At 70.6% G+C, this 14,879-nt stretch carries 12 protein-coding genes and 1 pseudogene; 6 read left to right on the top strand and 7 right to left on the bottom strand.

Going from position 1 to position 14,879, the window contains the following annotated elements:
- Positions 1 to 109 precede the first annotated feature (109 nt).
- Positions 110 to 1,092, top strand: a pseudogene (locus KI388_RS09210) (GTPase).
- A gap of 651 nt (positions 1,093 to 1,743) precedes the next feature.
- On the opposite strand, the gene KI388_RS09215 reads toward KI388_RS09210, so the two are convergent.
- The 3 genes from KI388_RS09215 to KI388_RS09225 form a co-directional block, all read right to left on the bottom strand.
- Entirely contained in the window at positions 1,744 to 2,493 is a 750-nt protein-coding gene (locus tag KI388_RS09215) for an SIMPL domain-containing protein (protein WP_215086363.1), read from the bottom strand.
- Positions 2,494 to 2,552: 59 nt separating this feature from the next.
- The gene (locus KI388_RS09220; protein WP_215086364.1) at positions 2,553 to 4,721 is read right to left on the bottom strand and encodes a formate/nitrite transporter family protein; all 2,169 of its coding nucleotides are present in this window, start codon (positions 4,719 to 4,721) and stop codon (positions 2,553 to 2,555) included.
- A gap of 150 nt (positions 4,722 to 4,871) precedes the next feature.
- Positions 4,872 to 6,146, bottom strand: a complete 1,275-nt coding sequence (locus KI388_RS09225; RefSeq protein WP_215088771.1) for a TIGR00341 family protein — start codon at positions 6,144 to 6,146, stop codon at positions 4,872 to 4,874.
- 125 nt (positions 6,147 to 6,271) lie between these two features.
- On the opposite strand from KI388_RS09225, the gene KI388_RS09230 reads away from it, so the two are divergent.
- Together KI388_RS09230 and KI388_RS09235 are read left to right on the top strand one after the other, a co-directional pair.
- Positions 6,272 to 6,520: a hypothetical protein gene (locus tag KI388_RS09230; RefSeq protein ID WP_215086365.1), complete on the top strand. Its 249-nt coding sequence runs from the start codon at positions 6,272 to 6,274 to the stop codon at positions 6,518 to 6,520.
- Between the two features lie 151 nt (positions 6,521 to 6,671).
- Positions 6,672 to 7,553, top strand: a complete 882-nt coding sequence (locus tag KI388_RS09235) for a homoserine kinase (RefSeq protein ID WP_215086366.1) — start codon at positions 6,672 to 6,674, stop codon at positions 7,551 to 7,553.
- A 30-nt stretch (positions 7,554 to 7,583) separates the two neighbouring features.
- Here KI388_RS09235 and KI388_RS09240 read toward each other — a convergent pair whose 3' ends face one another.
- Positions 7,584 to 9,296, bottom strand: coding sequence for an HTTM domain-containing protein (locus tag KI388_RS09240; RefSeq protein ID WP_215086367.1), 1,713 nt, complete (start codon positions 9,294 to 9,296; stop codon positions 7,584 to 7,586).
- Positions 9,297 to 9,447: 151 nt separating this feature from the next.
- Between KI388_RS09240 and KI388_RS09245 the strand changes: the two genes are divergently transcribed.
- On the top strand, positions 9,448 to 9,864 hold the full coding sequence (locus KI388_RS09245) for a thiol-disulfide oxidoreductase DCC family protein (protein ID WP_215086368.1): 417 nt from the start codon (positions 9,448 to 9,450) through the stop codon (positions 9,862 to 9,864).
- Positions 9,865 to 9,900: 36 nt separating this feature from the next.
- Here KI388_RS09245 and KI388_RS09250 read toward each other — a convergent pair whose 3' ends face one another.
- The 3 genes from KI388_RS09250 to KI388_RS09260 all read right to left on the bottom strand — a co-directional run bounded on the left by KI388_RS09250 (position 9,901) and on the right by KI388_RS09260 (position 12,185).
- Entirely contained in the window at positions 9,901 to 10,464 is a 564-nt protein-coding gene (locus KI388_RS09250) for a dihydrofolate reductase (protein ID WP_215086369.1), read from the bottom strand.
- Positions 10,464 to 11,492: a thymidylate synthase gene (gene thyA, locus KI388_RS09255; RefSeq protein WP_215086370.1), complete on the bottom strand. Its 1,029-nt coding sequence runs from the start codon at positions 11,490 to 11,492 to the stop codon at positions 10,464 to 10,466. Before thyA ends, KI388_RS09250 begins: the two co-directional genes overlap by 1 nt.
- Before the next feature lie 96 nt (positions 11,493 to 11,588).
- Positions 11,589 to 12,185, bottom strand: a complete 597-nt coding sequence (locus KI388_RS09260; RefSeq protein ID WP_215088772.1) for a metal-dependent hydrolase — start codon at positions 12,183 to 12,185, stop codon at positions 11,589 to 11,591.
- Positions 12,186 to 12,299: 114 nt separating this feature from the next.
- On the opposite strand from KI388_RS09260, the gene KI388_RS09265 reads away from it, so the two are divergent.
- Both KI388_RS09265 and KI388_RS09270 read left to right on the top strand, forming a co-directional pair.
- Positions 12,300 to 13,382 carry an aminotransferase class V-fold PLP-dependent enzyme gene (locus KI388_RS09265; protein ID WP_215086371.1) on the top strand — a complete coding sequence of 361 codons (1,083 nt, stop codon included), beginning with the start codon at positions 12,300 to 12,302 and terminating at the stop codon, positions 13,380 to 13,382.
- A gap of 481 nt (positions 13,383 to 13,863) precedes the next feature.
- Entirely contained in the window at positions 13,864 to 14,850 is a 987-nt protein-coding gene (locus KI388_RS09270; RefSeq protein WP_215086372.1) for an aldo/keto reductase, read from the top strand.
- The last annotated feature ends 29 nt before the right edge of the window (positions 14,851 to 14,879 follow it).

A 14,879-nucleotide genomic window follows, 5' to 3' on the forward strand; every position in this document is an offset into this window, starting at 1 on the left:
GCGGCGGGAGGCGCTCCCCGGCACCCGCCGCGTCCGACCGTGTGCCGCCGTGTCGCGGCGGTCCGCGAACGGACGGTCTTATACGCGTCGGCGGCGAAGCCGGGGTAACATGATATTTGAGGGCCTCCCGACGACTCCGCGCGCGGAGGAACTCGTCGACAAGGCGTTCTCGCGGGCGGCGCGGGCCGGGCGCGCGAAGCGCGGCCACGAGGCGCAGGAGTCGATGCTGCGGACCGCCGGCAACGTGCTCTCGGACAACTTGGAGAACGTCGTCACCTCGTGGCCCGACTTCGGCTTCGACGTCGACCCGTTCTACTACGAGCTGGCCGACGCCATCGTCGACGTCGACCGCCTCCGACAGGCGCTCTCGCAGGTGATGTGGGCCAGCCGCCAGATCGAGGACCTCCGCGACGAGTACACGACGAAGATCCGCAACTCCGACGTCGACACCGCGCGGAAACACCGGAAGCAGGCGTTCGCGCGCATGGCCGACGTGATGGACCAGATCGAAGACGACCTGCGCTACATCGGGGACTCGCGGGACCAGCTGAAGGTCCTCCCGACATCCGGCCCGATGAGCCGGCCATCGTCGTCGCCGGCTACCCGAACGTCGGGAAGTCCTCGTTCGTCAACCGCGTCACCCGCGCGTCGAACCAGATCGCGGAGTACCCGTTCACGACCAAGGGCGTCCAGATCGGGCACTTCGAGCGGAACCACGTCCGGTACCAGATCGTCGACACCCCCGGTCTGCTCGACCGCCCGGAAGACGAGCGCAACGACATCGAGCGGCAGGCGGTGAGCGCCCTCGAACACCTCGCTGACGCCGTCGTCTTCGTCATCGACCCCTCCGGCGACTGCGGCTACCCGCTCGACGTCCAGTTAGAGCTCCGCGAGGAGATCCGCGAGCTGTTCGGCGCGGACGTGCCGCTGCTCACGGTGGCGAACAAACACGACCGCTTCGAGGCGGTGAAAGCCGAGTCCGTCGACGCGACGATGAGCGTCACGGAAGACGAGAACGTCGAGGACGTCCTCGACATGGCGGTCGACGCGGTCGGCTACGAGCCCGACCTCCCCACCCGAGACGGGGAGTAGTCACGGGAGTAGGTATCGCAGATCGCCGGCCGCGAGGTCGTATTTAAATAACCGTGAGCGGCGGCGGCGGTCGCTTATAAAGAACTCTGCTGTGGCGCGCCCCGGTGAGCGGCCGTCAGGCCGCGAACCGACGGTGCGAGGGAGTCGCTGGCGGCGCCAGCCGCCAGCGACGAGGCTGGGGAGGCGTGAGGTGCGGTTGCGGTGCGGTGGGTGGGACCCAAAGGGGCAGCAGCGAGGCGGGCGTAGGCGACGCAAGCACCGCAGCGAAGGAACGGAGTGACTGAGCGAGGAGCGTGGTTCGAGAGAGCGAAGCTCTCTCGTCATCCCGAAAATCTCCGATTTTCGGGCGACAGCGAGCGTACGGCCGCCTCGCGGCTGGGGCTTTGATGGTTTTCGCCGTCGATCCACAATCAATCATTTATAAGAGAGGAGTTGAGGCTTTGGAGGTCCTCACCGCAGTAGTGTCGGTTACTTATAAACAGCCGACAGCAACACCGCTATTTTCCTTATAAACAACTGCGCCATCACACTGAGCGACGTACTCCCGCACTCGAGCAAGAAGCAACGCTCATCAGCCGGCTGTTTCAGGCGAAACCCGTCTGAAAACGGGTTTCAACGGCGCCCCGAGATCGATACGTCCCCGTTCGGCCGTCAGGCCGGAACCGCTTCGTAGACGACGTTCACCGAGACGCGCACGCTCACGTCGCCGGTCTCGACGCTGGTCGAGGCGCCGCCGGCCGCGTCGCCGCCGGCCGCCGCGTCGTAGCTCTCGGCCACGTACGGCTGCGACCCCGACTCGCTCGTCGACACCTCGTAGACGCCCGAGACCTCCAGCCCGCTCGCGTTGGCCAGCGCGGCCGCGTCGGCGTCGGCGTTCGACATGGCCTTCCCGATCGCCTCCTCGCGGACCTCGCGTTCGGTCTCCTCGGTCAGTCCGAACTCGATCCGCTGGACCTCGTCCGCCCCGGCGTCGACCGCGACGTCGATAACCTCCCCGACGGCGTCGACGTCGTCGAGTTCGACCGCGTACCGGTGGACGCCCTCGTAGCGCGTCCGGTTCGGGTCGTCGCGGGTCTCGTAGCTCTCGCGGACGTCGTACTGCTCGGTCCGGATCGCGTCGTCACCGAGCCCCCACTCCGTCAGGGCCCCCCGGAGCTCCTCGTCGCCGGCGTCGAGTTCGTCGCGGACGGCCTCGGCGTCGGGGCCGGTCGCCGTCACCGCGACCCGGAGCGTGGCGCGGTCGGGCGCCGACGTCGCCTCGCCCGCGGCCGTCACCTCGATGCTCCGTTCCAGTTGCGCCTCGTCGCCGTCGGCCGGGGTCGCGGTGCCCGCGAACCCGGAGCAGCCGGCCAGCGCGACGAGCGCCGCGATACCGATGAGTGCCGTCAGTCGCCTGTTCATATCCGCCCGATCGATCGGGGAGGCATATAAAACGCCGATAGCGCAAAGAGCCGTTTTCGCTATCGGTCGTCGCGCTCGGCGGCCGCGTCGTCGTCGGCTGCCTCCTCGGCGGCCTCCTCGTCCGCGTCGTCGTGGTCCACGACGTACGTGTCGTCGAGGTGCGGCTGTTCGTCCTCGGGGGAGTGCCCGCTGTCGGCCGCCTCCTCCCGCTCGTCGAGCGCGTCGTCGACGGCCGCGTCCGCGTCGTCGGCGGAGCCGCCGTCGGTGTCGGGTCCGTCGCCGTCGCCGTCGCCGTTGCCGTCGTCGACGGCGAGCTGACCGCCCTCGACGGAGCGCACGTTCGTGCCCTCCGACTCTTCGGGGTCGCGCTCGACGCCGCCCGACATGTCGGTGGCGCGGCGGCCGGAGCCGAACAGCCGCTCGCGCAGCGACCGGCTGCTGGGCCGCTCCGTGAGCAGCACCGAGGCGTCGACGTCGTGGATGACGTCGAGGTGGAGTGAGTTCGAGACGAGCCGGGAGAGCAGCCCCTTCTCCGTGGCGCCGATGATGACGAGCGTCTTGTCGGCGGCCGCCTCGCAGATGCCGGTCTCCACGTCGCCGCCGTCGTCGACGACGAGCTCCGCGTCCCCGAGACCGTGTTCCTCGGCCCACCCCGCGAGGAACACCTCTCCGCGCTGCCTGTTCTCGGGGCCGTCGACCACGTGGAGCAGCGTCACCTCGGCGCCGGCGGTCTCCGAGAGGACCTTCGCGACCTCCGCGCTGAGGTCCGAGTCCGGCCCGCCGGAGGTCGGGATGAGGATCCGCGAGGTGTCCAGCTCGTGCTCGTTGAGGATGAGGAAGTCGCAGGGGAGCTGGTTGGTCAGCTCGTCGATCGGGCGCTCCGCGCGGGCGGCGCTCCACAGCTGGTCGTCGCCCCAGCCCATCAGCACCGCGTCCGGGCGGGTCCGGCGGGCCATGTTGAACACCTCCTCGAACGAGCGGTGCGAGATGACGGTCGAGGTCGACACCTCGACGTCGTACTCCGTCGCGGTCGACCGCAGGTTCGCCATCCCCTCGGCGGAGACGTCCGCGATGCGACGCCCCGCGTCGCCGGAGGACAGCGACATGCGCTCGGGCGCCTGGACGACGTGGACGATGTGGACGACGCCGTCCTCGTGGCTGCTCGCGAGCCGCGCCGCCAGCTCGACTATCGGCCCGTCGGTCCGCGGGTTCGTGATCGGCACCATGACGCGGTACCCCTCGCCCGCGAACAGCGTCGCCTCGGTGGCGTCGAGGATGGGGACGTACGAGCGCCCGGCCGCGCGGCCGAACACCCACTCGGGGACCGTCAGGCGGCGGCTCACGCCCTCGAAGCGCGCCTCTTCGAGCCGCTCCTCGCTGGTCTGGAAGTAGTTGACCAGCGTGACTAAGACGACTCCGCCGATGGTGTTCCCGAGCAACACCGGGATCACGAAGCCGACGATCCCGGAGTAGAGGCTTATCTCCGCGCCGTACAGCGGGATGTTGTGCTGGAAGAACAGATAGAGGACCTCGGTGAACGAGACGACGACGTGGAACAGGTTGCCGAGCGGGATCGCGAGAAACGCGAGGTAGACGACCGCGAGCCGGGTGAACGAGTCGGTGGAGGCGAAGCCGACCCAGACGACGCCGGCGACGATGAGCCCCGCCATCGCGGCCTTGAAGAACAGCGGGACGAACTCGACGCCGAAGCCGCCCTCGGAGATGTACCGCGCCGCCTCGACCGTGTCGCCCGTGAAGACGCCGCCGTACGAGAGGACGGCCGCGCCGATGGCACCGCCGGTGAAGTTGCCCGCGAGCACGATGGTCCAGTGGCGCAACAGGGTCGGGAGGCTCGCGAGCCGTTCGAGGGTGAGCGCCACCGGCGGCAGGGTGTTCTCGGTGTACAGCTGGTACCCGCCGATGATGATGTAGATGAACCCGAGCGGGTACAAAAGCACGCTCAGTATCGGGTTGGAGTCGGTCGCCGCCGTCAGCGACGCGTACAGCATGAACGTGATCGTGATCGCCAGCCCGGCGGCGAGTCCGCTGAAGAACAGCTCGCGGCTCCCCGAGGTCACCTCCTCGTCCGCGGCCGCGATGATCCGCTGGAACACCTCGTCGGAGGAGAACCGGTCCCGGACGGCCTCACCGACCGCGGGCGCGCCGCTCCGAGACCGCTCGACGACCTCGCGCATGGAATCGTCGTCGGGTTGCTCTGAGTCCGTCACTGGCGGAGGCCACGGCGGCCCGGTAAAAAGCCCTTGCTCTTCGGGTCACGCGGGCGGAAAACGACCCGACTGCGGTCGCACCGGACGGTTTCCGCGAGGGACGGTTCGAGGGGCGCGCCCGCCCGCGCTCGACGGCGAGAGACGGGCCGCTCACGCGCGCTCGACGGTCACCGTTCGGACCTCGACGGTGACCTCGCGGCCGACCACGGTCTCGATGCGGTCGTCGAGCACGGGCGCGATTCCGTCGACGGTGCCGCCGGGCGGCGCGCCGACCGTGATCACCACTCGACCGGTTTCGAGCGGCGGGACGGTCCCGGTCCGTTCGACCGTCAGTTCGAGGAGTTCGAACTCCGAGTCCAGCGCCGTCAGCTCCTGGGTCGCGGCGGCCCGGATGTCGGCCTCGGTGGTCGAGGCGACGTACGACTCGTAGGTGACGCCGCCGAGGAACACCGAGAGCAGCGCGATGGCGACCGCCAGCACGGCGACGCGCTTGAGGAACGCGGCCCGCGCGTCGTCCTCGCGGAACCACCGCTGGGGGCGGTACCCCTCGTACCACAGCATGACCAGCGCCGAGAGGTTGATAGAGAGGACGTTCACCGCGACGATGACGCCCGCGCCGATCACGAGCCGCGGGATCGCGAAGGCGATCCCGATGCCGACCGCGGCCGCGGGCGGGATGAGCGCCACCGCGATCATCACGCCCACGAGCGTCGCGGAGACGCCGGTCATCAGCGAGACGATGCCCGCGACGCCGGCGCCGACCGCGACGACGAGGACGAGGACGTTCGGCGCGAGCCGCTCTGACACCTCCGCGAGTTCGAGCGGGTCGAGTCCGGGCGGGACCAAGGCGAGCGAGCGCAACGCGAACGCGAACAGCGTGGCCGCGAGGACCGCGACCGCGACCCCCAGTATCTGCATCCGCACTCCCCGCCTGAACAGCGCCTCGTCGTCGACGACGGTGCCGATCGCGGCCGACATCGCCGGCCCGATGAGCGGCGCGATCACCATCGACCCGACCACGGTCGCGGGCGAGTCGAGCAGCAGCCCGGCCGTCGCGATCACCGCCGAGATGACGGTCATCAGCACGTACGTCCCCAACCCCGAGGCGAGTCCCTCCGCCTTCGCCTGTAGCTCCTCGCGGGAGATGTGGTCGCCGCCGCGCTCGGCGTCCTCCTCGTACCGCTCTTCGAGCGCCTCGAACCGCCGCGAGATGACCGTCTCGGCCGCGACGATGACCGTGTAGGTGCTCTCGTCGATGCCCGCCTCCCGCAGGCGGTCGAGGACCGGCTCGACGGCGGCCGTCGGGAGCGGGAACGTCGCGACCGCGGTGTACTCCCGGCCGCTCGTCTCGTCGCTGACGACGTAGTCGACCCCCTCGTCGTCGAGCGCGCGGACGACCGCGGCCCGCTTGCCCGCCGGAATCATGACCTGAACGAGTCGCACGGTCGCCGGTCGCACCGGCGGCCCTTATAAGGTCGGCACGCGGTCGCCGGCCCGGGCCGCGAGAAACGGAACTTTAATGCGCGAATCGCTCGGACCTTCGGCCAAGAATGCTCTCGCCGCTGGTCATCGACACGTTCCTGCTCAACTACCACCTCGGGCACATCATCCTGTTCGGGCTCCTCGTGTCGCTTCTGGGTGCCGCGCCGCTGAAGTCCCAGAAGATCATCGCGTCGATTCTGGCCGTCTTCGGAGTCATCTTCCTGATGGCGCCGTACACGACGATGCCGCCGACGTTCATCCTCCTCGGCATCCCGCTCGTCTTAGTCGGCACGCTGCTGTGGACGATGGCGCGCTGACGCGCCCGAACGACGCCGGACGAAGCGCCCGACCGAACCGCCCTCGACACGTTCTCTCCTCTCTCCCTCCGCCGACCGCGACCGCTTCCGTCGCCCTCTCGTCATCTGTTCGATCCCGCTCCTTTTTGCCCCCCGGGAGACACTCCCCGCCATGGTAACGGTACGGGCCCCCGCGACGAGCGCGAACCTCGGGAGCGGCTTCGACGTGTTCGGGGCGGCCCTCTCGCGGCCGGCGGACGTCGTCACCGTCGAGAAGGCGCCCGAGACGACGATAGAGGTCACGGGCGTCGGCGCGCAGTACATCCCGGAGGACCCGGAGAAGAACACCGTCGGCGCCGTCGTCGAGGCGCTCGACGCGCCCGCGCGCATCCACATCGACAAGGGCGTCCGGCCGGCCTCGGGGCTGGGCTCCTCGGCCGCGAGCGCCGCGGGCGCCGCCGTCGCGCTCAACCGGCTGTACGACCGCGGCCTCTCCCGCGAGGAGCTGGTCCCGATCGCCGCGGAGGGCGAGGCGGTCGTCTCCGGCGTCGCGCACTCCGATAACGTCGCCCCCTCGATCCTCGGCGGCTTCACCGTGACGACCGCCGAGGGGACCTCTTCGGTCGACGCCGCGATCCCCCTCGTCGTCTGCCTGCCCGACGTAGCGGTCTCGACCCGCGACGCCCGGCGGGTCGTCCCCGAGACCGCCTCGATGGAGGAGTTGGTCGAGACGGTCGGCAACGCGGCGACGCTCGCGATCGGGATGTGCCGCTCGGACCCGGACCTCGTCGGTCTCGGCATGGACGACCCCGTGGTCACGCCCGAGCGCGCCCGCCTGATCACCGGCTACGACGACGTCCGCGAGCGCGCCTTCGACGCGGGCGCGACCGGCGTCACCGTCAGCGGCGCCGGCCCGGCGGTGATCGCCGCCTGCCGGGAGCGCGACCGCCGCGAGGTCGCCGCCGAGATGCTCGACGCCTTCGCCGGCGCCGGCATCGAGGCGCGCGCGTACCAGACCCGGATCGGCCGGGGGTCGACCGTCCTCGAAGGGTAGGCGCTCGGCGGACCCGCGACCCGCCGGCGGTCACTCGTTTTGAACGAACTCGCCCGAGCAGTCGTACTCGATCACCTCGAACTCGTTCGCGGCCTCGACGGTCCCGTTGGAGGGGTGGATCCGCTCGTACGCCCGGTGGACGGTCACGCTCTCGACGCCCGTCTCGTGGGTGCGGTTCCAGTCCCCGCAGAGGTAGTTCGCGAGGTACGAACGGTGGGCCTCGTTGTCGGCGCCGTAGACGTTGTTGAGGTACTTCCGCCAGCGCGAGGTCCGGTAGGTGGTCTCCGCGCGCGCCGGCCGGTCGAAGTCGACCGCCGAGTCCCGTAGCACGTCCCGCTCGGTCCCGTCTTCGAGCGTCCCGGCCGCGACGAACCACCGAGTCGTGTGGATCGGGTCGGGCGCGAACATCTGCCACGACTGCTGCATGTCGACGGCGTCCAAGGCGTCGTCGGCGGGCTCGGGGACCTCGGCGTAGCCGACCGACCCGGCGCTCGACAGGAGGATCAACACGAGGAAGGCGTACGGCAGGACCGTCGAGAAGAGGACGCGCCCGCGCGAGAGACCCGCGAGCCCCGCGCCTCGGAGCCGGGCGAGGCGCTCCGACGCGGCCGAGGGAGCGGGCGACCCGCCGGGCGCGTCGGGCGAGCGACCCGTCCCGAAGGGCGGCCGGAGGCGCTCTCGCGGGCGCGCGAGCGGGGTCGACCCGCCCGGGCGGTCGACGGCGCGCTCGACGGCGTCCCAGACCGGCGTCTGGAAGAAGAGGAGGAGGCCGACGACGGCGACGAGCGGGAAGAGGCCGACGCCTATCGTGACCGCCATCCCGAGGTGCATCCCGACGAAGAGCGAGGCGAGCGCGGCGCGCGCGGTCCCGGTGAGCAGGAGCAGCAGCGGCGACGCGAACAGCAGCGCGACCCACAGGACCGTGAACGCGCGGAGGAGGCCGGTGAACCCGGCGAGGTGGTTGCCGAGGAGGTAGGTGAACTGGTCGGCCTGCATGACGTACGCGACCGCCTCACCGCCCATCCAGAGGTCGCTGTCGTACTTGTGGACGGCGTTGGTCAGGTACATCAACAGCACCTGTACCAGCACCGCCATCGTGGCGACGGTCGCCACGGCGCTCCCGCTCGGCCCGAGTGTCGCGGATCCGGCGTCGTCGCCGGTCTCGGGACGGCCGTCGTCGCCCGTCTCGCGGTCGGCACCGGTGGCGTCGGCGGCCCCGTCGGGTTCGGTGCCGCTCGCCCGGTCCGCCCGCCTGACGGCGTCGACCGACCAGCGCGCGCCGAGCGGGAGGAAGACGCTCCAGAAGAGCAGCATGCGGAGCAGCGCGTCGCCCGAGTTCAACACCATCGGGTTCCGGGCGTGCAAGGAGAGCAGCAGCAGCCACGAGACGAGCGCCGCGAGCCGCGTCCGGTACCCGACGAGCAGCGCGAGGGCGACCGCCGCCGCGAGCGCGAACAGCAGGGCCGCGGCCCACGGCTCGCCGGAGAGCGCGTACAGCGAGTGGCTCGTCGAGTAGTCCGCGGAGAACGCGCGGAGGGGAAGCACGCCGTCGTCGGTGTAGAAGGCGGTCAGCGAGCGCGAGCGGAGGAGCAGGTCGGCTATCAGCAGCGCGCCGAGTCCGACCCGGAAGGCGGCGAGCGCGCGCGGGTCGACGGCGGCCCTCGCGGCGACCGCAGCCGAGAGGCGGCGAACGGCGGCCGAGAGGCGCGACCGAACACTCGACGCGGAGGGAGTTCCAGCCATGCGCTAGTGGTCCGACTTGTGGGAGACGCGGAGGAGCCGGTATAAGTTTTCCGTGCGCCGGAGCGGGCGTCTCCCGCTCGGGCCCCGGTGCGAGGCCCGACTCGGTCCACCGGAATCCTGAACTGCGGCGACCGCGTACGCGAGACAGGTGATGGACGAGGACATCCCGGAGGACGCCGCGATAGTTCTCTTCGACGGCGTCTGCAACCTCTGTAGCGGGTTCGTACAGTTCGTCTTCCCCCGCGACCCGGAGGGCAAGTACCGGTTCGCCTCGCTCCAGTCCGACGTGGGGCAGTCGCTCCTGGCCGAACACGACCTCCCGACCGATGAACTGGAGTCGATCGTCCTCATTGAGGACGGAGAGAGCTACGTGAAGTCCGCGGCGGTCATCCGGATCGCGACCGGACTCGGCGGCGCCTATCGGCTGCTCTCTCCGTTCCGGCACGTCCCCGCGTCGGTCCGCGACCGCGCCTACGACTTCGTCGCCGACCACCGGTACCGGTGGTTCGGGAAGAAAGACCGGTGTATGGTGCCGTCCGGCGACGTCGAGTCGCGCTTTTTGGAGTGAGCCGTCGGGGGCGGGCGGGACCCGCTTCCCGGCGACTCAGCGCTCGCCGCGCCGCTCGTAGGTGACGAACGCGAGGTCGCCGTCGGTCTCGCGCTCGCGCTCGACCCACGCCTCGGGGTCCCGGTCGGGGAAGCGCGTGTCGCCGTCGGGCCGCTCTGGGATCTCCGTGATCACCAGCCGGTCCGCGCGGCCGAGGTACGCCTCGTAGACGGTCGCCCCGCCGATGACGTAGACGGCGTCGACGCCGCGGTCGGCGGCGTCCGCGGTCGCGCGGACGAGCGCCGAGTCGGCGTCGTGCGCGACGACCGCACCGTCGGGGAGGTCGCCGTCGTCGATCGCTCGGGTGGTCAACACGACGCTCGTCCGGTCGGGGAGGGGACCGCCGATCCGGTCGGCGATACCCTCGTACGTCTTCCGGCCGACGACCACCGGGTGACCGGTCGTCAGCCGCTTGAAGTGCGCGAGATCCGCGGAGTAGTGCCAGGGCATCCCGTCGTCGGCACCGATCACGCCGTTCTCCGCGACCGCGGCGACGAGGACGACGTCGGGGTCGCCGGGCCTGTCGTCGGAGTCCCCGCCGCCGGAGTCGGGACCGCCCATCACTCCGCGACCGCGAACGAGATGCCGTCCGCGGAGTCGTAGTCGACGACCTCGACGTCGTCGTACGTCAGTTCGTCGAGCGGCTTGTCCGCGATCTCGATCCGCGGGCGCTCGCGCGGGGTCCGCGAGAGCTGTTCGAGCAGGCCGGGGACGTGGTCGTACCCCTCCTGCCCGTTCGGCTCGTCGGGGGCGGTGCGCTCGACCCAGCTTTTCACGTCGAGGTACTCCGCTTTGCTCTCGACGTTCGCGAGCCGCTCTTGCACGTACCGGAGGTTGTTGGCGTACCACTTCCCGCGGTCGCCGCGGCCGCAGTAGACGTGCGCGTCGACGACGGTGTGGCCGAACTCGCCCACCTCGAACCCGGCCCGCTGGGCCAAGGCGTTCGCGAGCAGCGCGTACGCCGCGATGTTGAACGGGACGCCGAGCGCGATGTCGCCCGAGCGCTGCGTGAGGTGGAGGTTGAGCCGGCCGTCCTGAACGTTCACCACGAAGGTGTAGTGGCAGGGCGGCAGCGTCGAGACGGCGGCGTTCGCCGGGTGCCACGCGTTCACGACCATCCGGCGGGAGTGGGGGTTCTCTTCGAGCGTGTCGAGGACGTACCGGATCTGGTCAAACGTGCGGCGCCGTGTCCCGTCGGCGTCCTCCTCGACGGTGACCCAGCGGTCGGCGTCGTCGGGCCACGTCTCGCCGGGGAGTTCGGCGGGCGACTCCGGCACCGGGTAGCGCCGCCAGAACCGACCGTACGCGGTGTCGAGCTTTCCCTCCTCGTCGGCCCACGCGTCCCAGATCTTCGTCTCCTCGCGGAGATTCCGGATGTGCTCCTCGCCGGAAAGGTACCACAGCACCTCGTGAATGAGCGAGTTCCAGCGGTAGCCGTCCATCTTCTTCGTGGTCAGGAGGGGGAACCCCTCCGCGAGGTCGACGGTGTACTGCCCGCTGAACGTCGCGATGGTGTCGACGCCGGTTCGGTTCGGCTTGTACGTGCCCGTCGAGAGCGCGTCGTCGACGAGGTCGAGGTACTGTTGCATGGTGGGTTCGACGCGCCGGGACGGGAGGTCGCCGGCGCGGACTGTTACCGGATGAAACGAGGCGGGGCACCTAATAACATTGATCCGGCCCACCGGTTACCGGTACCGCTCGGGGAGGTAGGGATCGAACGCCTCGGGGAGCAGCGGGACCACGGCCGCCGCGATCTCCGCGAGCCGCCGGCGGAGGGCGGTGTACACGACCGCGACCGCGATCGTGCCGACCACGACCGCGCGGAGCGGGGGATCGACCAAGACGAGGAGCGGGACCGACAGCCCGACGGAGAGCGCGAGGTCCTCGACTGCGCCGTCGTACCGGACGCCGCGCCGCGGGGCGACCCACTCCTCCCGGTGGTGGTCGTACACCGCCCGGTCGGAGTTCCCCTCCCACGGCCGGAGCTCCAAGCCGCCGCCGAACATGTCAGCGACGCTGTGGAGCGCCGCACCGAGGAGAAAGAGCGCGACCGCGACGGTGAGCGCCGAGGGGGCGACCACCGCCGCGAGGAGCGCCGGGAGCGAGAGGAGGGAGTAGTAGACGGGGTAGTGGAGCGTCTTCCGGTGGCCGGTGTACATGTCGAGGTCCGGAAACAGCCCGCCGAGGAAGCCGGCGGCGAACCCGACCGGCGCGAGTTCCGGCGCCGCCTGTACCAGCGGGGCCGCGAGCAGCATCCCCGCCAGCACGTGGGTCGGAAGCATCATCCTACCGGAACGCAGGCGACAGAAATATATGAGCGTGTCGGGGCGGCGGTCGGCGCGAGGTCGATATGCCATCCGCGGACCGTTTATGTGCGACCGGCCGAACCGGGGCGTATGCTCATGACGCCGGGACCGACCGCGGTCCCCGAGCCGGTGCGCGACGCGATGTCCCGCGAGCTGATCAACCCCGACGTGGACCCGCGGTTCCGGGAGATATACGAGCGGCTCACGGACCGGCTCGCGGCGGTGTACGGCGTCGAAACCGACGGGTCGTCGGAGGACGCTCGCGACGTCGTCGCCCTCGGCGGCGAGGGAATCTTAGGGCTGGAGGCCGCGGTCGCCTCGCTGGTCGAACCCGGCACCGAGGTCCTGTGTCTGTCGAACGGGCGCTACGGCGAGGGGTTCGCCGACTTCGTCGAGTCGTACGGCGGCGAGGCGACGCCGGTCGCCGCGGAGCGCGACGAACCGCTGCCGCTCGACGCGCTCGACGAGGCGTTAGCGGCCGACGGGAGCGACTTCGACGTCGCGACGATGGTCCACTGCGAGACGCCCACGGGGACGCTCAACGACGTCGAGAGCGCGGTCGACCGGATCGAGGCGGCCGACGCGGAGATACTCACGGTCGTCGACGCCGTCTCCTCGCTCGGCGGCGTCCCGGTGCCGACCGACCGGATCGACGTGTGTCTCGGCGCCTCACAGAAGTGTTTCAGCGCGCCGCCGGGGCTCGCGACCGCCGCGGTGAGCGACCGCGCGTGGGCCGCGATGGAGGCGCGCGACCCGCACTCGCTGTACGCGAACTTCCTCCCGTTCCGCGACGTGAACGACGGGTTCCCGTACACGCACCTGACGACCGAGGTCGTCGCGCTCGACGCGGCGCTCGGCCTCCTGCTCGACGAGGGGCTCGACGCGGTCCGGGAGCGACACGCGGCGGCCGCGGCGCGCTGTCGCGAGCGCGGCGCGGAGCTGGGATTAGAGCCGGTTCCGGACCCCGAGCGCAGTTCCCCGACGGTGACCGCCTTCGAGGTCCCCGGGCGGGCCGCGGCGCTACAGGAGCGACTGCGTGAGGAGCACGACGTGATCCTCGCGACCGGGCTGGGCGAGGACGCCGTGGACGTGCTTCGGGTGGGTCACATGGGCCACAACGCACGCGTCGAGCGCGTCGAGGAGACGATGGACGCGCTCGCAGACGTTTTATAAATAGCGGACCGCGAATCACCGGCGAACATCACCAAAGCCCCAGCCGCTCACTTATAAATGACGGATAGTTGATCGACGACGGACACCTCCAAAGCCCCAGTCGCGAGGGCGGCGCACGCTCGCTGTCGTTCGAAAGGCGCGCAGCGCCTTTCGTGATGTCGTCAGAACGCTTCGCGTTCTGATTGGCTCACGAGAGCTCCGCTCTCGTGAACGCCTGCGCCGCCCTCGCGACTCCCCCTTTGAGTCCCGCCCCGACCGCACAGCACCGCAGCCTCACGCCTCCCCAGCCTCGTCGGTGGCCCTCCGCTTCGCTCCGGACCACCGACTCCCTCGCGCGTGCTGGCTCACGGCCGCCGATGGCGGCCGCTCGCAGGCACGCGCCACCGCATCTCTTTTTATAAGTAGCAGTCGGTCGGACGGGCTCCCCGACCGCGCCGCCTCCGGAACGCCCTTGCGTCCGTCCGAACAACGTCCGGCCGACATGAACCATCGCGAACTCGGCGGCGTGGGCGAGGTCAGCGAGGTCGGGTACGGGTCGTGGCAGATCGGGAGCGACTGGGGCGAGGTCACGGAAGACGAGGCGGTCGAGGCCGTCGAGACCGCCCGCGACGCCGGGATCGACTTCTTCGACACCGCCGACGTGTACGGCGACGGACGCTCGGAGCGGATCCTCGGGGAGGTTCTGGCCGACGACATCGCGGCCGACGAGGTGACCGTCGCGACGAAGGCCGGGCGACGGCTCGACCCGCACGAGCCCGACGGCTACACGGCGGCGAACCTCCGGCGGTTCGTCGACCGCTCGCGGGAGAACCTCGGGGTCGAGACGCTGGATCTGGTGCAGCTTCACTGCCCGCCGACGGACGTCTACTACCGGCCGGAGACGTTCGACGCGCTGGCGACGCTCGTCGAGGAGGGCCGGATCGCGGGCTACGGCGTCAGCGTCGAGCGCGTCGAGGAGGGGCTGAAGGCGATGGCGTACCCCGGCGTCGAGTCGGTCCAGATCATCTTCAACCCGTTCCGGCAGCGGCCCGCTGAGCTGTTCTTGGAGGAGGCCGCCGCGCGCGACGTGGGCGTGATCTGTCGGGTCCCGCTCGCGTCCGGCCTGCTGACGGGCGCGCTCTCGCGCGACGCGGAGTTCCCCGAGGACGACCACCGCAACTACAACCGCGAGGGCGACGCGTTCGACGTGGGCGAGACGTTCGCGGGCGTCCCCTTCGAGGCCGGGCTCGACGCGGTCGACGCGCTGGCGGAGCGCCTCCCCGACGACCGCCCGCTACCCGAGTTCGCGCTGCGTTGGATCCTCGACCACGACGCCGTCTCGACGGTGATCCCGGGGTCGACGACGCCCGAACACGTCCGCGCGAACGCGGCCGCGAGCGAGGCCGCCCCCCTCTCCGACGCCGAGCGCGCGGCCGCGAACGACGCCTACGACGAACGCGTCCGCGAGCACGTCCACCAGCGCTGGTGAGCGGCGGGCGCGGGCGGACGGCCCAGTAG

It is taken from the genome of Halorubrum sp. 2020YC2, from assembly GCF_018623055.1.
In the GTDB taxonomy this organism is placed as follows: domain Archaea; phylum Halobacteriota; class Halobacteria; order Halobacteriales; family Haloferacaceae; genus Halorubrum.

Excerpts from the sequence above, each read along its gene's own strand:
- KI388_RS09215 (WP_215086363.1), bottom strand. The coding sequence starts at position 2,493 with ATGAACAGGCGACTGACGGCACTCATCGGTATCGCGGCGCTCGTCGCG.
- KI388_RS09225 (WP_215088771.1), bottom strand. The coding sequence starts at position 6,146 with ATGATTCCGGCGGGCAAGCGGGCCGCGGTCGTCCGCGCGCTCGACGAC.
- KI388_RS09230 (WP_215086365.1), top strand. The coding sequence starts at position 6,272 with ATGCTCTCGCCGCTGGTCATCGACACGTTCCTGCTCAACTACCACCTC.
- KI388_RS09235 (WP_215086366.1), top strand. The coding sequence starts at position 6,672 with ATGGTAACGGTACGGGCCCCCGCGACGAGCGCGAACCTCGGGAGCGGC.
- KI388_RS09240 (WP_215086367.1), bottom strand. The coding sequence starts at position 9,296 with ATGGCTGGAACTCCCTCCGCGTCGAGTGTTCGGTCGCGCCTCTCGGCC.
- KI388_RS09245 (WP_215086368.1), top strand. The coding sequence starts at position 9,448 with ATGGACGAGGACATCCCGGAGGACGCCGCGATAGTTCTCTTCGACGGC.
- KI388_RS09250 (WP_215086369.1), bottom strand. The coding sequence starts at position 10,464 with ATGGGCGGTCCCGACTCCGGCGGCGGGGACTCCGACGACAGGCCCGGC.
- thyA (WP_215086370.1), bottom strand. The coding sequence starts at position 11,492 with ATGCAACAGTACCTCGACCTCGTCGACGACGCGCTCTCGACGGGCACG.
- KI388_RS09260 (WP_215088772.1), bottom strand. The coding sequence starts at position 12,185 with ATGCTTCCGACCCACGTGCTGGCGGGGATGCTGCTCGCGGCCCCGCTG.
- KI388_RS09265 (WP_215086371.1), top strand. The coding sequence starts at position 12,300 with ATGCTCATGACGCCGGGACCGACCGCGGTCCCCGAGCCGGTGCGCGAC.
- KI388_RS09270 (WP_215086372.1), top strand. The coding sequence starts at position 13,864 with ATGAACCATCGCGAACTCGGCGGCGTGGGCGAGGTCAGCGAGGTCGGG.